General features: G+C 73.2%; 15 protein-coding genes. 2 read left to right on the forward strand and 13 right to left on the reverse strand.

The window, feature by feature from the left end; genetic code table 11:
• Position 1: 1 nt before the first annotated feature.
• Positions 2–1,423, reverse strand: a complete 1,422-nt coding sequence (locus ACFWYM_RS07515; RefSeq protein WP_384831419.1) for an MFS transporter — start codon at positions 1,421–1,423, stop codon at positions 2–4.
• Between the two features lie 83 nt (positions 1,424–1,506).
• Between ACFWYM_RS07515 and ACFWYM_RS07520 the strand changes: the two genes are divergently transcribed.
• Together ACFWYM_RS07520 and ACFWYM_RS07525 are read left to right on the forward strand one after the other, a co-directional pair.
• Complete coding sequence (locus ACFWYM_RS07520; RefSeq protein WP_384831422.1) at positions 1,507–2,406, forward strand: helix-turn-helix transcriptional regulator; 900 nt, start codon at positions 1,507–1,509, stop codon at positions 2,404–2,406.
• 26 nt (positions 2,407–2,432) lie between these two features.
• On the forward strand, positions 2,433–2,822 hold the full coding sequence (locus tag ACFWYM_RS07525) for a cytidine deaminase (protein WP_384831424.1): 390 nt from the start codon (positions 2,433–2,435) through the stop codon (positions 2,820–2,822).
• A 208-nt stretch (positions 2,823–3,030) separates the two neighbouring features.
• Here the strand turns inward: ACFWYM_RS07525 and ACFWYM_RS07530 are convergent, their stop codons facing one another.
• The 12 genes from ACFWYM_RS07530 to ACFWYM_RS07585 form a co-directional block, all read right to left on the reverse strand.
• Positions 3,031–4,146, reverse strand: coding sequence for a carbohydrate kinase family protein (locus tag ACFWYM_RS07530; RefSeq protein ID WP_384831427.1), 1,116 nt, complete (start codon positions 4,144–4,146; stop codon positions 3,031–3,033).
• Between the two features lie 255 nt (positions 4,147–4,401).
• Positions 4,402–5,256, reverse strand: coding sequence for an RNA polymerase sigma factor SigJ (sigJ, locus tag ACFWYM_RS07535; protein WP_384831430.1), 855 nt, complete (start codon positions 5,254–5,256; stop codon positions 4,402–4,404).
• Positions 5,253–5,834 (reverse strand): carboxymuconolactone decarboxylase family protein, encoded by a 582-nt coding sequence (locus ACFWYM_RS07540; RefSeq protein WP_384831433.1) that lies wholly within the window; start codon positions 5,832–5,834, stop codon positions 5,253–5,255. Before ACFWYM_RS07540 ends, sigJ begins: the two co-directional genes overlap by 4 nt.
• 150 nt (positions 5,835–5,984) lie before the next feature.
• The gene (locus ACFWYM_RS07545) at positions 5,985–7,196 is read right to left on the reverse strand and encodes a macrolide family glycosyltransferase (protein ID WP_384831436.1); all 1,212 of its coding nucleotides are present in this window, start codon (positions 7,194–7,196) and stop codon (positions 5,985–5,987) included.
• Between the two features lie 172 nt (positions 7,197–7,368).
• Positions 7,369–8,370, reverse strand: a complete 1,002-nt coding sequence (locus ACFWYM_RS07550; RefSeq protein WP_384831439.1) for an adenosine deaminase — start codon at positions 8,368–8,370, stop codon at positions 7,369–7,371.
• Between the two features lie 67 nt (positions 8,371–8,437).
• Complete coding sequence (locus ACFWYM_RS07555) at positions 8,438–9,346, reverse strand: ribonuclease Z (protein WP_384831442.1); 909 nt, start codon at positions 9,344–9,346, stop codon at positions 8,438–8,440.
• 14 nt (positions 9,347–9,360) lie between these two features.
• On the reverse strand, positions 9,361–9,714 hold the full coding sequence (locus ACFWYM_RS07560) for a histidine triad nucleotide-binding protein (RefSeq protein WP_384831445.1): 354 nt from the start codon (positions 9,712–9,714) through the stop codon (positions 9,361–9,363).
• A 108-nt stretch (positions 9,715–9,822) separates the two neighbouring features.
• A complete protein-coding gene (locus ACFWYM_RS07565; protein ID WP_384831448.1) occupies positions 9,823–13,047 on the reverse strand; it encodes a S41 family peptidase in 3,225 nt (1,074 codons plus the stop codon).
• Positions 13,048–13,083: 36 nt separating this feature from the next.
• Positions 13,084–13,665, reverse strand: coding sequence for a hypothetical protein (locus ACFWYM_RS07570; RefSeq protein WP_384831451.1), 582 nt, complete (start codon positions 13,663–13,665; stop codon positions 13,084–13,086).
• A 100-nt stretch (positions 13,666–13,765) separates the two neighbouring features.
• On the reverse strand, positions 13,766–14,161 hold the full coding sequence (locus ACFWYM_RS07575) for a VOC family protein (protein ID WP_384831454.1): 396 nt from the start codon (positions 14,159–14,161) through the stop codon (positions 13,766–13,768).
• A gap of 43 nt (positions 14,162–14,204) precedes the next feature.
• On the reverse strand, positions 14,205–14,945 hold the full coding sequence (locus ACFWYM_RS07580; RefSeq protein ID WP_384831457.1) for a 16S rRNA (uracil(1498)-N(3))-methyltransferase: 741 nt from the start codon (positions 14,943–14,945) through the stop codon (positions 14,205–14,207).
• Positions 14,942–16,048 (reverse strand): nitronate monooxygenase, encoded by a 1,107-nt coding sequence (locus ACFWYM_RS07585; protein WP_384831460.1) that lies wholly within the window; start codon positions 16,046–16,048, stop codon positions 14,942–14,944. Before ACFWYM_RS07585 ends, ACFWYM_RS07580 begins: the two co-directional genes overlap by 4 nt.
• Positions 16,049–16,268: the final 220 nt, after the last annotated feature.

The raw sequence follows: 16,268 nt of genomic DNA on the forward strand, positions 1-16,268 counted from the left end.
GTCAGGCGGCGCCCTTCCGGCGCAGGCCGAGTCCCACCAGCGCGGCCGTCGCCAGCACCACGATCGCGTCGATCAGGAGCACCGTCCGGGTGCCGGACATCAGGTCCGTGCCGGTCGTCGCCAGGACCCCGAGCAGCGGGATGCCGACGGTGATGCCGACCTGCTGGGTGGAGGTGACCAGGCCGGTGGCCAGGCCCTGCTCCTCGTTCGGGACGCCCGAGGTGACCGTCACGCCGTACGAGATGATCGCGCCCAGGTGGAACATGCTCGCGAGGGACACGGCGGCCGTCGCCAGCCACACCGACCAGGAGCCCTCACCGAGCCCGAGCAGCGCCGCCACGAACAGGCCCTGCCCCAGCAGCGAGCCGATCAGCGTGCGGCGCGCCCCGAAGCGGCCGATGACCTTCGGCGCGGCCATCCCGGCGACCACCGAGAGCACGCCCTGCACCCCGAACACGAGGCCGGTCTGGAAGGCGGAGAGCCCCAGGATCTCCTGGAGGTAGAGGGTCAGCACGAAGACGACCGTCGACATCATCGAGAAGGTGACGAGCCCGCCGACGTTGCCCCAGGCCACGGAGCGGCGCCGCAGCATCGGCAGCGAGACCAGCGGGGCCGCACTGCGCGCCTCGACGGCGACGAAGGCCGCGAGCAGCAGCACGCCCGCCACCAGCGAGGCGATGACGTCGAGGCCGCCGAAGCCGCGCTCGGCCGCCGTCGACAGGGCGTAGATCAGGGAGAGCAGCCCGCCGGTGACGGTCACGGCGCCCGGCACGTCCAGGCGCGGCCGGTCCGGGGTGCGCGACTCGGGCAGCAGGCCCGGGGCGAGCGGCAGCACGATCAGCGCGAAGACGGTGAGCAGCCCCATGGTGGAGCGCCAGCCGAGGGTGTCCGTGAGGACGCCGCCCAGCACCATGCCGACGGTGAAGCCCAGGGAGAGCAGCGTCCCGGAGATCCCCAACGCCCGGTCGCGCTGCGGTCCTTCGGGGAATGTCGTGGTCAGCAGGGACATGCCGGTCGGCACGATGGCCGCCGCGCCCAGGCCCTGCAGCGCCCGGCCCGCCAGGAAGGACGCCGGGTCCCAGGCGAAGGTGGCGAGCAGCGAGGCGGCGCCGAACAGGGCGAGCCCGCCGAGGAACAGCCTGCGCCGCCCGAACAGGTCGCCGGTCCTGCCGAACAGGAGCAGGAAGCCGCCGGAGGGCAGCGCGAAGGCGGTGACGGCCCACTGGAGCGCCGACTGGCTCATGCCGAGGTCGGCGCCGAGCACGGGCAGCGCCACGTTCAGGACGGAGAAGTCCAGGGCGACCATGAACTGGGCGGCGCACAGGATGAAGAGGACGAGCTTGTCGCGGCCGGAGAGCTTGGGGACGGCGGGGGTGACCGTCGGCGTGGTGCGGGTGGGTGGGGTGAGGGTGTCGATCGCCATGGCAAGAGCATCCGGCGTCAGGAATGGACGTGGGGAGCGGGAACTTATCCTGGTGGCCGCACCACCAGACAGGGGGAGAGGACATGTCCAAGGCAGCCGCGGAGGAGAAGCCGGCCGACGAGGCCAAGACGCGCAGGCTCGCTGAGCTGCGCGAATTCCTGATGAGCCGCCGCGCCCGCGTGAGCCCCACGGAGGCCGGGCTGCCGGACGGCGGCGCGCGCCGCCGCACCCCCGGCCTGCGCCGCGAGGAGGTGGCCGTGCTCGCGGGCGTCGGCGCCTCCTGGTACCAGTGGCTGGAGCAGGGCCGCGACATCTCGGTGTCCCCGCAGGTCCTGGACTCGGTGGCCCGCGTCCTGAAGCTGTCCAGCGCGGAACGCCGCCACCTGTACGTCCTGTCGGGGCTGAACCCGCCCGCGCCCGAGGTCGAGCAGTCCGACCTGTACATGTGCGAGGGGCTGCAGCGGCTCATCGACGCGTGGATGCCGTTCCCGGCGCACATCATGGACCCCTACTACAACTGCGTGATGTACAACGACGCGGCCGGAATGGTCCTCGGCATGCGCCCCGAGAACACACAGAACTGCATCATCGACTTCTTCACGGACCCCATCTACCGCTCACGCAGCGCCAGTTGGGAGCAGAACGCGGCGTCGGTCGTGGCGCAGTTCCGGGCCGCCTGCTCCGATCACCCCGACGACGAGGGCTTCCAGGCGGTGATCACCGAACTGCGGGAGATCAGCCCGGAGTTCGTGGAGCTGTGGGAGCGCCGGGACATCCAGGCGGCGGGCCAGGTGCGCAAGGAGATCGTGCACCCGGTGGTCGGGGTGCTGCACGTCGAGTCGACGGCCATGAAGGTCCCCGCGCGCCCCGACCTCACGGTCGTGCTGCACACGCCGCTGCCGGAGGCGGACACGGCGGCGAAGCTGGAGTGGCTGGCGTCGCCGGAGGGGCGGCGGGGCTCGATGTATCCGGTGGCGATGTAGGCCGCGGGGCTTCGTATGCTCAGGGCATGACTCACAGCACGCCGGAGAGCACCCCGGACAGCACGCCCGAGAGCACGGAGCTCGGTCCCGAGGACCGCAAGATCGTCACGCTGGCCCGCTCGGCCCGCGCCCGCAACGGGGTCGCGGAGGGCGCCGCCGTCCGCGACGAGACGGGCCGCACCTACGTCGCCGGCACGGTCTCGCTGAACTCCCTGAAGCTGTCCGCGCTGCAGACGGCGGTGGCGATGGCGGTGGCGTCCGGGGCGGAGTCCCTGGAGGCTGCGGCGGTCGTCTCCACGGCGGAGACGGTCGCGGCGTCGGACCTCGCGGCGGTCGGCGACCTGGGCGGGGCGGGGACGCCGGTGTTCTTGGCGGGGGCGGACGGCGCTGTGCGGGCGCGTGCGACGGCCGGCTAGTTCCTTTTCCTTTCCCCGACCCCGCCCCTTCCCGAATCAGCCGCTCCGCGGCCCTGGGCGGGCCTGGCTATCTCTAGCCCGTCCGGCGTTTGAGGACGAGGCCGTTCAGGCCGATATGGGGGTCTAGGGGCGAAGCCCCAGGAAGGGCGCCCCAGGGGCGACGGAGTCGCCGGATTCGGGAAGGGGCGGGACTGGGGAAAGGAAACCCTCAAGCCGACCGGCGGAACCCGATCGTCGGCACCGCCCGCCGCAGCGGCCAAGGCCGCGACACCGCAGGCAGCTTCCCCTCCAGGAACCCGTACCGCCGCAGCGCCACAGGATCCTGCCCCGCCACATCCCGCACCCGCCGCCACCAGGCCGCAACCTCCGCCCACCCGGGCGCAGAAAGGGAGCCCCCGAACTCCTGCACGGACAACGCCGCCGTGAGCCCCGCGAAGGCGAGCCGGTCCGCCAGCGGCCACCCCGCGAGCGTGCCCGTCACGAACCCCGCCACGAACACGTCCCCCGCCCCCGTGGGATCCAGCGCCTCGACCTCGATCGCGGGCACGTCCGCGGTCTCCCCGGTCCGCCCGTCCACCGCGTACGCGCCCTCCGCGCCCAGCGTCACCACAGCCAGCGGCACATGCTCGGTCAGCGCCCGGGCCGCCGCCCGCGGACAGTCGGTGCCCGTGTACCGCATGGCCTCCGCCGCGTTCGGCAGGAACGCCTCGCAGTACGCGAGGTCGGGCAGGCTCGCCAGGTCCCAGCGCCCGGTGTCGTCCCAGCCCACATCGGCGAAGATCCGGGTGCCGGACGCCGCGGCCTGGGCGACCCAGGGGGCCCGGACACCGGGCACGAGCGAGGCGACGGCGGCCCGGGACCGGGGCGGGCATGCCTCCCCGGCCGCGTCCCCCGCGAGCGGCACCTCCGCCACGGGCGGCTCGTGCCCGTGGCTGACCATGGTGCGCTCGCCCTCGTACGCCATGGAGACGGTCACCGGCGAGTGCCAGCCGGGGACGGTGCGGGACGGGGTGAGGTCGATGCCCTCGCCCTGTTCGAGGGTGTCCCAGCAGTACTCGCCGTAGTGGTCGTCACCGAAGGCGGCCGCGAGCGAGGTGTGCAGGCCGAGCCGGGCGAGCGCGGTCGCCATGTTGGCCACGCCGCCGGGGCTCGACCCCATGCCCCGGGCCCAGGACTCGGTCCCGCGCACGGGCGCGGAGTCGAGCCCGGTGAAGATGATGTCGAGGAAGACGGTGCCGGTCAGATAGACGTCGCAGGGCGGATCGCCCGCTCTGCGGCTGTCCTTGAGCGGGTCGACGGCGGGCGGCTTGGCGGGTACGACCATGCAGGCAACGTAACCGAAACCCCCGCCCCAGGTGCGCATCACCCGTCACCGGGACGGCACTTCAGGAACTCGCCCCCCGTCGCGCCCCCGTCACCGACGCGCGCCCGTCACCGACGGACCACTCCGGCCCCGGCACCGACGGACCACTCCGGCCCCGACACCTGGGCGACGCGCCCCTCACCGGCCGCACGGCAGGCACCCCACCCCACACACCTCCCCCACCCCACACGCCTCCCCCACCTCACACCCCCCACCTCACCGCACAAGCTCGGCCGGCTCCCCCAGCCGCGTCAGCTTCCGCGGGTTCGCCGTCGCGTAGATCCGGCTCACCCGCCCGTCCGCCACCACGACACTCACCGCGGCCAGTTGCCCGTCCGCCTCGACGCGCCCCGCGAGCGCGCCGTTGAGCCACACCGCCGAGACCGTGCGGCCGGGGCGCGCGAGCAGCCGCGCCACGAGTGCGGCGCCGTGCAGCGGTTCCAGCGCGGCGTTCGCGAGCCCGCCACCGTCGGCGACCATGACCACGTCCGGCGCCATGACCTCCATCAGCTCCGCGATCGTCCCGGTGCGCAGCGCGGCCAGGAACCGCTCCACCACGGCCTGTTGCTCCGCCCGGTCCACGCTCACCCGCGGCCGCCGGGCCGCCACGTGGTCGCGGGCCCGCCGGGCGATCTGCCGTACCGCCGCCGCGGACTTCCCGACGGCCCCGGCGATCTCCCCGTACGGCATGTCGAAGACCTCACGGAGGACGAACACCGCCCGTTCCGTCGGCCCGAGCGTCTCCAGCACGGTGAGCAGCGCCATGGAGACGCTCTCCGCGAGCTCGACGTCCTCGGCGATGTCGGGGCGGGTCAGCAGCGGCTCCGGCAGCCACTCGCCGACGTAGTCCTCGCGGCTGCGCGACAGTGTCCGCAGCCGGTTGAGCGCCTGCCGGGTGACGGTCCTGACGAGGTACGCCCGGGCGTCGCCCACCCGCGCGCGGTCGACGCCCGCCCAGCGCAGCCAGGACTCCTGCACCACGTCCTCGGCGTCGGCCGCCGAGCCGAGCATCTCGTACGCGACGGTGAACAGCAGGCTGCGATGGGCGACGAAGGGATCCTCGGCCGTCATGCCGGGGACACCACGTCGGAGTTCCGCCCGGGGCGGGCGGCCAGCGGAATCTCGCACGACTCGGAGTAGCCCTGCGAGGTGATGCCGTGCGCGGTGTTGCAGCGGCCGGCGAAGTTGGCGAAGCCGATGAACACCGTGAGCTCCACCATCGCCGCCGGGCCGAGCCGGTCGAGCAGGCCCGCGTACAGCTCGTCGGTGACGGTCGGCGGCGTGTTCGTCATGGCCTCCGCGTACGCGAGGACGTCCCGCTCCAGCGGTGCGAACACCTCCGAATCCCGCCAGCGCGGCACCTGGCTCGCCTTGGCCAGGTCCAGGTCCTGGTGCTGCGCCTGGAAGTAGTTGATGTCGAGGCACCAGCTGCAGCCGATCTGCGCGGCGACGGCCATGTGCGCGAACGTCTTCAGGCTCGCGTCGACCGCGCCCCACCCGGCCAGCCCGGCCGTGAACTCCTGGCTGGTCCTGGCGACTTCAGGGTGGTGCGCCAGCACCTCGTTGGGCTCGGGCACGGCGCCGAGCTGCTTGATCATGGCCTCGCGGACCTCGGGGGCGAGTGCGGCCTTGGGAATGCGGAGCGTCACGGTTCTCTCCCTGTGTGCCTGTGTGTCGGTGTGCCTGGGTGTCGGTGTGCCGACGGGCTCTGCCTGGCCGGCTGTCGGCCCGTTCGACATGAAGACACCGGCGGGGCCCGGGATGTGACAGGCCCCGCCGTACGCCCCCGGGAGGACCGGCTAGCGGGCCGGCTCGGGAGCCAGCTCGGCCTCGATCAGGTCCGCGGCCCGCTCCGCCCCTCCCTCGGCCCGCGCGGCCGCCTTCAACTGCGCGCTGCGCAGGGCGACTTCGGGGTCACCGGCCAGGTCGAGCAGGGCCGCCCGCAGGGCGTCCGCCGTCGCCTCCCCGGTGTCGAGCCGACGCCCCACCCCGAGCTCGACCAGCCGGTCCGCGTTGACCGGCTGCTCCGCCCCCTGCGGCACCGCGATCATCGGCACCCCCGCGGCGAGCCCCTCGCTCGCGCTGCCCATCCCCGCATGCGTCACAAAGGCGTCCGCCTGCTGCAGGACGGCCAACTGCGGTACCCAGGAGTGCACTTCGACGTTGGCGGGCAGGGCATCCCCCAGCTCGGCGGCCGTGACGTGCTTGCCGATCTGCAGCACGACGTGCCACCCCGGCAGGTCCCCGAAGGCGGCGACGCACTCCCGGTAGAAGCCGGGCTGCTTCGTGTACGCGGACCCGAGCGAGACGAGCAGCACCTTCTTGCCCGCGGCGCCGGCGGGCCGCTCCCAGCTCTCCCGCGTCACCCGCTCCCCGGAACAGGACCCCACGAAGCCGACCCGCTTCGCGTCGACCCGCTCCGCGTTCATCTGCATGGCTTCGGGGATCATGGCGATGGTCCGCGGCGCCGTCCCCGAGAACGCGCCGACGTCCAGCGTCGTGGCCCCGCACCCGGCGAGCCACGCACCGAACCGGGCCTCGAGCTCCGCGGCCCCGGGCAACTGGGCGAGCTGGGCACCCACTTCCTCCTCGTACCCCTCCCAGGCCACATAGGTGGGGGACAGCTGCAGGAACGGCCGCCCCTGCGCCTCCGCGAGCGCCCGCGCGACGTACGCACCGATGTCGTAGAGGTACAGGTCGGCCGGGTCCTCGTCGTACACCTCGTGCAGCCGGGGCAGCACGGCCTTCGCGTCGTCGAGGAAGAGTCCGCTCGCCTCGATCGGGTCCTCGGGCCAGATGTTGTCCCGGAAGGGGAGCGTGGAGTCGACGGGGACGAGTTCGGCGCCGGTGGGCTCGATGAGACCGGCGGTGGCCGGGTCGTTGGCGTACGTCACGCGGTGACCGCGCGCGACCAGCTCCCGGATGATCTCCAGGCTGGGCAGGACGTGGCTGACCATGGGGACGCCGACCATGGCGATATGGGCAGGGCGACGGGACAGTCGTCGAGACATGGGGGTTCCTTCGATGCGTGAGGCGGGGCTGCTACGGATCCGGACACGACGGCCCCGCCGCACGGCACGCGCGGATCGTCAGCGCGGGGTGCGGGGCGGGGCCAGAGGGCCGTGTCAGCCGTAGATCTGCAGGAAGGAGTCCATGCGGGGAACCGTAGCCCGCCCCCGCAGCTCAGTCGAACGAATATGCCTCGACCTCTGCCAGGTACCGCGCCCGCAGCTCCTCCTCCGCCGCGCTCCCGTCGAGGAACGACGCCAGGAAGGAATTGCGCGCCAGCTCCCGCAGCCGCTCCTGGCCGAGCCCGAGCGCCTCGTGCACGGCGTGGAAGGTGTCGTCCACATAGCCGCCGAAGTACGCCGGGTCGTCGGAGTTCACGGTGCACAGCAGCCCGGCGTCCATCATGCGGGGCAGCGGGTGCTCCTCCAGGACGTCGATGGCGCGCAGCCGGACGTTCGACAGCGGGCACAGGGTGAGCGGGACCCGGTCCGCGACGAGCCGCCGGACCAGCTCCGGGTCCTCCAGCGACCGCAGGCCGTGATCGATCCGCTCGACCCCGAGCAGGTCGAGCGCCTCCCATACGTACGAGGGGTCGCCCTCCTCGCCCGCGTGCGCGACCTTGCGCAGCCCGAGCTCGGCCGCCGCCGCGTACACCTCGGTGAACTTCGAGGCGGGGTTGCCCACTTCGGCGGAGTCGAGGCCGACGCCGGTGATGTGGTCGAGGTACGGGCGGGCGGCTTCGAGGGTCTCCATCGCGGACGCGGCGGACTGGTCGCGCAGGAAGCACATGATGAGCCGGGTGGAGATCCCGTGGCGCTCCTCGCTGCGGGCGAGGGCCCGGGTCAGGCCCGTCACGACCGTGCCCATCTCCACGCCCCGGGCCGCGTGCGCCTGCGGGTCGAAGAAGATCTCCGCGTGCCGCACGCCCTGCGCGGCGGCCCGCGTCAGATACGCCTCGGCGAGCTCCTCGAAGTCGGCCTCGGTGCGGAGCACGGCCATGAGCCCGTAGTAGAGGTCGAGGAAGGACTGCAGATCGTCGAAGAGGTACGCCTTGCGCAGCTCTTCGGTGTCGGCGTAGGGGAGTTGGACGCCGTTGCGGGCGGCGAGCGCGAAGGCGAGCTCGGGTTCGAGGGTGCCTTCGATGTGGAGGTGGAGTTCGGCCTTGGGGAGGGGCATGGCGGTGCTCTCGTTCAGGTGGTGCGTTCAGGGGGTGCGCTGGGGGTTCAGGGGGTGCGCTGGGGGTTCAGGTGCTGCGCTTGGGCACGGGGACGCGCATCAGGTCCTGCGCGACGGTCAGTTCACCCTCGAACCCGGCGGCCCGTGCCTGCCGCGCGAAGTCGTCGGGGTCGGGGTAGCGCTGGCTGAAGTGGGTGAGGACGAGATGGCGTACGCCGGACTCGCGCGCGACGGCCGCGGCCTGACCGGCGGTCAAGTGCCCGTGGTCGGAGGCGAGTTGCCTGTCCTCGTCGAGGAAGGTCGACTCGATGACGAGCATGTCGCAGCCCTCGGCGAGCGCGTACACGCCGTCGCACAGCCGGGTGTCCATCACGAAGGCGAACCGCTGCCCGCGCCGCGCCTCGCTCACGTCGTCGAGCGAGACCCCGCGCAGCTCCCCCGCCCGCTGCAGCAGCCCCACGTCGGGCCCCTTGATGCCGTGCTCGGCGAGCAGCGCGGGCAGCATGCGCCGCCCGTCGGGCTCGACGAGCCGGTAGCCGAAGGACTCGACGGGGTGGGAGAGCTTCCGTGCCTCCAGGGTGTACGAGGGGGTGGCGGCGAGCAGCCCCTCCCCGACGACCGGCACTTGGGCGATCTCCACGGTCTCGCGGTAGGCGGTGGCGTACCGGAGGCGGTCGAAGAAGTGCTGTCCGGAGCCCGGGTAGTGGGCGGTGACGGGATGCGGAACCCGGTCGAGGTTGATCCGCTGGACCACCCCGGCCAGACCGAGCGAGTGGTCCCCGTGGAAGTGCGTGACGCAGATCCGGTGCAGGTCGTGCGCGGCGACCCCGGCACGCAGCATCTGCCGCTGCGTGCCCTCACCGGGGTCGAAGAGCAGCCCGTCCCCGTCCCAGAGCAGCACGTAGCCGTTGTGGTTGCGGTGCCGGGTCGGGACCTGGCTGGCGGTGCCGAGGACCACCAATTCACGTGCGGACAAGGCGCGTTACCGGGCTATCCGGGGGGCCACTGGAGGCCGCGGCCGCCCAGGACGTGGGCGTGCGCGTGGAAGACGGTCTGGCCCGCACCGGAGCCGGTGTTGAACACGGTCCGGTAGCTGTCGAGCTTCTCCTCGGCGGCGACCACGCCGACCTCGCGCAGCACGTCGGCGGCGATCTCGGGCTCGGCGGCGCCGAGGGAGGCGGCGTCCGGGTGGTGCACCTTGGGGATGACCAGGATGTGGGTGGGGGCCTGCGGGTTGATGTCGCGGAAGGCGACGGTGGTCTCGGTCTCCCGGACGATCGTCGCCGGGACCTCCTTTGCGACGATCTTGCAGAACAGGCAGTCGGCCTGCGGTTCACCCGCCATCGGGCGCCCTCCTGGGTCCTCGATCAACACGAACGTTCGCATCGTATCGGGCGTTCAAGTGCCGGACGGGGCAGCTCCGGCCCGTCCGGCGCTCGCGGAACGGGAGAACTAACCCGGCAGCCCCGGCAGCTCGGGCGCCACCCGGGCCCCCCTCTCCTCCAGCGCGCTCAGCGCCAGCCGAACCGCCTCGTCCAGCTGAGGGTCCCGCTCCCCCACATGGTCCCCGGGAGTGACCACGACCTCCACATCAGGATCCACCCCGTGGTTCTCCACCCCCCATCCGTAACCCTCCATCCAGAACGCGTACTTCGGCTGCGTCACCAACGTCCCGTCCACCAGCCGGTACCGGCTGTCGATCCCGATGACCCCGCCCCACGTCCGCGTCCCCACCACGGGCCCGATCCCCAGCGCCTTGATCGCCGCGTTCACGATGTCCCCGTCCGAGCCGGAGAACTCGTTGGCGACGGCCACCACGGGCCCCCGCGGCGCGTCCATCGGGTAGCTCAGGGCCCGCGACCCCCGCGGCAGGTCCCAGCCCACGATCTTCCGCGCCAGCTTCTCCACCACCAGCTGGGACGTGTGGCCGCCCCGGTTCTCCCGCACGTCGACGATCAGCCCCTCCCGCGCGACCTCCACCCGCAGGTCGCGGTGGATCTGCGCCCACCCGGGAGCCTGCATGTCCGGCACGTGCAGATACCCCAGCCGCCCCCCGGACAGCTCGTGCACATACGCCCGCCGCCCCGCGACCCACGCGTGGTACCGCAGCGGCTCCTCGTCGTCCACGGGGATCACCACCGCGTGTCGTGGATCGCCGCCCCCCGCGGGCGAGATGGTCAGCTCCACGGGCTTGCCCGCCGTACCGACGAGGAGCGGTCCGGGGCCGGTGACGGGGTCGACGGGCCGCCCGGCGACCGCGAGCACCGCGTCCCCGGGCCGCACCGCGACGCCGGGCGCGGCGAGCGGCGACTGGGCGGCGGGGTCGGAGGTCTCGGACGGCAGGATGCGGTCGATGCGCCACGCCCCGTCCGCGCCCCGCGAGAGGTCCGCGCCGAGCAGCCCCTGACGGGTCTCCGCGCTGCCCCAGCCGCCGCGCGGCGTCACATACGCGTGCGAGGTGCCGAGTTCGCCCGCGACCTCCCAGAGCAGGTCCACCAGGTCGTCGTGGGTGGCCACCCGCTCCAGGACCGGGCGGTAGCGGTCCAGGATCCCCTCCCAGTCCACCCCGCCCAGGTCCGGGCGCCAGAAGTTGTCGCGCATGAGGCGGCCCGCCTCGTCGTACATCTGCCGCCACTCGGCGACCGGATCGACGCTCTGCCGCACCCGCGACAGGTCGACGGTGATGTTGGAGTCGCTGTCCTCGTCCCCGGAGGCGCGGCGGTCGCTGGGGACGACCTTCAGCGCCTCGCCCGTCCACAGCAGCACCCGCTTGCCGTCCCCGCTGACCGCGAAGTGGTCGGCGTCCGCGGCGAGTTGCTCGACGCGGTGCTGCACCAGGTCGTACCGGCCCAGCTCGGTCTTGGGGTCCGGGTCGGACGGCGTGGCCCGGGACGCGCCGAGCACCCCGAGCACGGGGTGGCGCAGCCACAGCAGCCCGTCCTTGGCGGCGCGCAGCGTCGTGTAGCGGGCCGCCTCGACGGGGAACGGCACCGTGCGGTCGGCGAGTCCGTCGAGGTCGATACGGGTGACGGGGGCGCCCTCGCTGTCGGGCGTCTCGTCCTTGTCGGGGGCCTCGAAGGGGCGGCCGTGGCGCTGCGGCCCGAAGGGGGACGGCGTGGTCGCGGCGAGCGTGATCAGGTGCGGCCGGGAGCCGCCCACGAAGGCCAGGTCGAAGACGTGCTCGTCGTAGACCGGGTCGAAGGCGCGCGCCGACAGGAACGCGAGGTGCTTGCCGTCGAGCGTGAACGCGGGCGAGTAGTCGCGGAAGCGCAGCGGCGTCGCCTCCGAGACCGACAGGTCCGCGGTGTTGGCGAGCTTGAGCTGGCGCAGCGGCCGCGGCCCGGCGTGCGACCAGGCGAGCCAGGCCGAGTCGGGCGAGAAGACGAGCCCGGTGGCGTCGCCGTCCTCGCTGCGGTCGACCTCGCGCACCTCGCCGCTGTCCCGCTCCACGAGCAGGACCCGGCCGTCGTGGGAGGCGACGGCGGCGCGGCTGCCGTCGGGCGCCATGGCGAGGGACAGGACGCGGCCGAGCTGTCCGGCGGCGAGCCTGCGCGGCGTCGCCGCGGGCGCGAGGCCCGTCGCGGGCGCGAACTCCAGGGCGTCGTCGCCCTCCGCGTCGGTCACCCAGACGACGTGCTCCTCGCCGTCCACCCGGAAGGTGCGGGGCAAGCGGGCCCGCACCCCGTCCTTGGCGGCGAGCGCGCGGGCGGGCCCCGAGCGGTGCGTGACCCAGTGCACGGCGCCGCGCACAGCGACGGCGCTGCCACGCCCGGTGTGGTCGGGCTCGGCGGCACCGAACCAGCGGGCCGCGTTCACGGGGTGGGGCTGCAGGTCGGTGCGCTGGCCGCCGAGGCGGATGTCGAGGCGGCGCGGCTCGGCCTCCGACAGGTCGTCCAGGAGCCAGAGTTCACCGGCCGAGGCGTAGACGACGCGGGTGCCGTCGGTGGCGGCGTGCCGGGCGTAGAAGCCGTTGATGCCGGTGTGCCGGCGCAGGTCCGAGCCGTCGGGGAGGGAGGAGTAGACGGCTCCGACGCCCTCATGGTCGGAGAGGAACGCGATCCTCTCCCCCACCCACATCGGGTACTCGATGTTCGCGTCGAGATCCTCATGGACCCGTACGAACCCTTCGGCACCCTCGTGCTCACCGGGCTCCCGGATCCACAGCTTGCCCGCCGTCCCGCCCCGGTACCGCTTCCACCAGGCGGCCTCCCGCCCCATCGGCGCGGACAGCAGCAACTCCTGGGGCCCGAAGGCGACATCGCCCACGATCCCGTACGGCAGGACCCGCGCGGGCCCCCCGTCGAGCGGCACGGCCCGCGCCCAGGTGCGGCGCAGCGACGCCTGGCCCTGGGTGCTGAGTGCGAGGACGTCCCCGTCCGGGGTCCAGCCGCGCACGGATGTCTTCCAACTCCCCCAGTACGTCAGCCTTTTGGAGGAACCGCCGTCGACAGGCGCCACATACGCCTCGGGCGCCCCGTCCTTCGTGGACGTCCAGGCGACGGTGGTGCCGTCCGGGGAGATCCGGGGGTGGTTCACCGGCATGTTGTCGGCGCTGACCCGCCAGGCGCGGCCGCCGTCCAGGGCGGCCACCCAGACGTCGTCCTCGGCGGTGAAGGCGATCAACTCGCCGTGCAGGTGCGGAAATCGGAGATACCCAGGGTGCGCGGTCTGTGTCACTCGATCAGCCTACGTGCTCGGTCCGACAGTCCGGCCTCACTTGCCGGGCTGGACGGTGACGGTGACCGTGACGGTCGGGTCGGGCTCGTGCCAGGTCGGATCGGGCTTCGGGTCCGGATCGGGGTCGGGCTTGGGGTCCGGCTCCGGGTTCGGCTCCTCGGTCTGCGGCGGACCGCCCTCGCAGTTGCCGAGGACGCTGACGCGGAACCACTCCTTGCCCTCGACACGGGCGGTCAAGTCCCCGCGTACGCACCGGTCTTCGACCTCGTCGGTGACCTTCCCCGTGAGGGTGATGTCGCGGCCGTCCTCAGCCTCGCCCCGGCAGTCCACCGAGGCGGCGCCCACGTTCTTCTCACTGTTGTTGTCGACGACCTTGGCCTTGCCGTACGTGGCCGTGCAGTTCAGCCAGCGCACATCGACGTGCTGCCGCTCCAGTTCGCGCGTCCCCATCTGGTCGGTGGTGACCGCGACCGCGGCGAAGTTCATCTGCCCGCCCGATTCCATCTGGCCGTCGGCAGGCTCACAGGCCGACAGCGCCGACATGCCCACGGCGGCGGCCCCTGCCAGGGCGACGCCCATGAGCGACCGGCGTTCGCGTAATCGCCTCATGGCCCCCATGAAGGGCAGGGTGCCACTGGGAGCGCCGCCGCGGTAGACCGCTTGCGGACACGGAGTGGACTCGTGTCGGCCTGTACGGCGGCCGAAAGAGAGTCAACCTTCAGGAGGACCGCAGCAGCAGCCACTCCTGGAGCTCCACCAAGTTCCCCTCGGGGTCCTTGAGATGGGCCACCCGCATGCGGTCCGTCAGCGGCGCGGGCCCATGCGCGATGACCGCGCCGCGCGCGACGATCTGCGCGCAGTACGCGTCCAGGTCGTCCACCCGCAGCACCACGAGCGAGCGGTGCCCCGTCGCCGACTCGCCCAGCTCGCCCAGGAGTTGGGCCATCATCGCCCGGTCCTGGAGCGCGATGCCCGCGGATCCGACGGCCGGGCTGAACTTCTCGTACGGTCCGTCGGCCGCCCCCGACTGGGGCTTCAGGCCGAGCACCTCACCGTAGAAGCGGTAGCAGGCGCGGAAGTCCGACACCAGCAGCCGTACCTGCGCGAGTTCCACGAAATCCCCCTGTTGCGCGCCGAGTCGGCGCGGGTGGGGCGGGTCAGGACCAGCGGCCGGTGCGCCCCAGGAGCAGCGCGGCCGCGGCCGTCCCCGCCGTCGACGTACGCAACACGCTACGCCCGAGCCGGAAGGGACCCGCACCCGCGTCGGCGAAGAGCGCCAACTCCTCGGGGGAGACGCCTCCTTCGGGCCCGACCACGAGGACGATGTGGCCCGTCTGCGGCAGCGCCGCCGTGGCGAGCGGTTCGCTGCCCTCCTCGTGCAGGACGGCCGCGAAGTCGGCGGCCTCGAGCAGCGCCGCGACCTGCTTGGTGGTGGCGAGCTCCGCCACCTCGGGGAAGCGCACCCGGCGCGACTGCTTGCCCGCCTCGCGCGCCGTCGCCCGCCACTTGGTGAGCGCCTTGACGCCCCGCTCGCCCTTCCACTGCGTGATGCAGCGCGCGGCGGCCCACGGCACGACCGCGTCGACGCCGGTCTCCGTCATGGTCTCGACGGCGAGTTCGCCCCGGTCGCCCTTGGGCAGGGCCTGGACGACGGTGATGCGCGGCGCCTGAGCGGGCTCCTCGCGCACCGCCTCCAGGCGCACCGTGAGCCGGTCCTTGCCCTCGGCGGCCACGACGACGCCCGGCGCCCAGCGGCCCGCCCCGTCGGTCAGGACCACGTCCTCACCGGCGCGCAGCCGCTTCACGGAGACGGCGTGCCGCCCCTCGGCCCCGTCGAGCACGAACTCCCGGCCGCCCTCCCCGGAAAGCCCCTCGGCGACGAACACCGGCGCCGTCATGCCACGCCCCCGGCGCCCTGCGCGCTCTGCTCTCCCTTGGGCTCCTCGCACAACGCGGCCGTCGCCGCGTCGAGTTCGGCCTTCAGGACCTCGACCAGCTGTCCGGCGGGCAGCTCCCGCGCCATCCGGTGCCCCTGCCCGGCCCACAGCGCCATGCCCTGCGCGTCCCCGGCCTTCGCGGCGGCCTTGCGCAGCGGGCTGGTGAGGTGGTGGATCTGCGGGTAGGCGGCGGGGGCGTACGGGCCGTGCTCGCGCATGAAGCGGTTGACGAGGCCGCGCGCGGGCCGCCCGGAGAAGGCCCGCGTCAACTCCGTCCGTACGAAGAGGGGGTTGGTCATGGCCTGCTTGTGCAGCGCGTTGGCGCCCGACTCGGGGCAGACCAGGAACGCCGTGCCGAGCTGGGCCGCGTCGGCTCCGGCGGCGAGCACGGCGGCGATCTGCGCGCCCCGCATCAGGCCGCCGGCCGCGATCACCGGCAGCTGAACCGTTTCGCGCACCTGGGTGAGCAGCGAGAGCAGCCCGAGCCCCGCCCCGTCGGTCTCCGGGTTGTCCCGGTGGGTGCCCTGGTGGCCGCCCGCCTCGACGCCCTGCACGCACACCGCGTCGGCGCCCGCCCACTGCGCGGTCTGCGCCTCCTCGGGCGTGGTGACCGTGACGACGGTGAGGGTGCCCACGCGCGCGAAGGCGTCGAAGACGTCCCGGGTGGGGCAGCCGAAGGTGAAGGAGACGACCGGCACGGGGTCGTCGAGCAGGATCGCCAGCTTGGCGTCGTACCCGTCGTCCCGCCCGCTGTCGGGGTCGCCGAGCTCGCTCTCGTACCAGGTGGCCTCACCGGCGAGCTGATTGCGGTAGACCTCGACGGCGGCCTGGTCGGCACAGTCGGGCTGCGGCATGAACAGGTTGACGCCGAAGGGCCGCGACGTGAGCCCCCGCACCTGCTTGACCTCTTGGTACATCCCGTCGGCCGTCTTGTACCCGGCGGCCAGGAAGCCCAGGCCCCCGGCCTCGGACACGGCACCCGCGAGCTGCGGCCCGGAGGCACCGCCCGCCATGGGGGCCTGCACGATCGGATAGGGGCAGAGATCGGTCAATGGGGAGGCCATGACGGCATCGTGCCACGTTCGTCCCGGGGCACCGAATCGCCCCTTCCGGTACGCATCCGCCACGCACACACGAAGCGGCGCCCCTCCCCCGAAGGGAAGAGGCGCCGCCCGAAGCCTCAGCGGGACTACCGCCCGTTGAACGCATCCTTCAACCGCGAGAACAGGCCCTGCTGCCCCGGCTGCCGCGCCACCCCGGGGGACGACCCCCGGACCCCCAGCC

This window comes from Streptomyces sp. NPDC059009 (assembly GCF_042740175.1).
Taxonomy (GTDB): Bacteria; Actinomycetota; Actinomycetes; order Streptomycetales; family Streptomycetaceae; genus Streptomyces.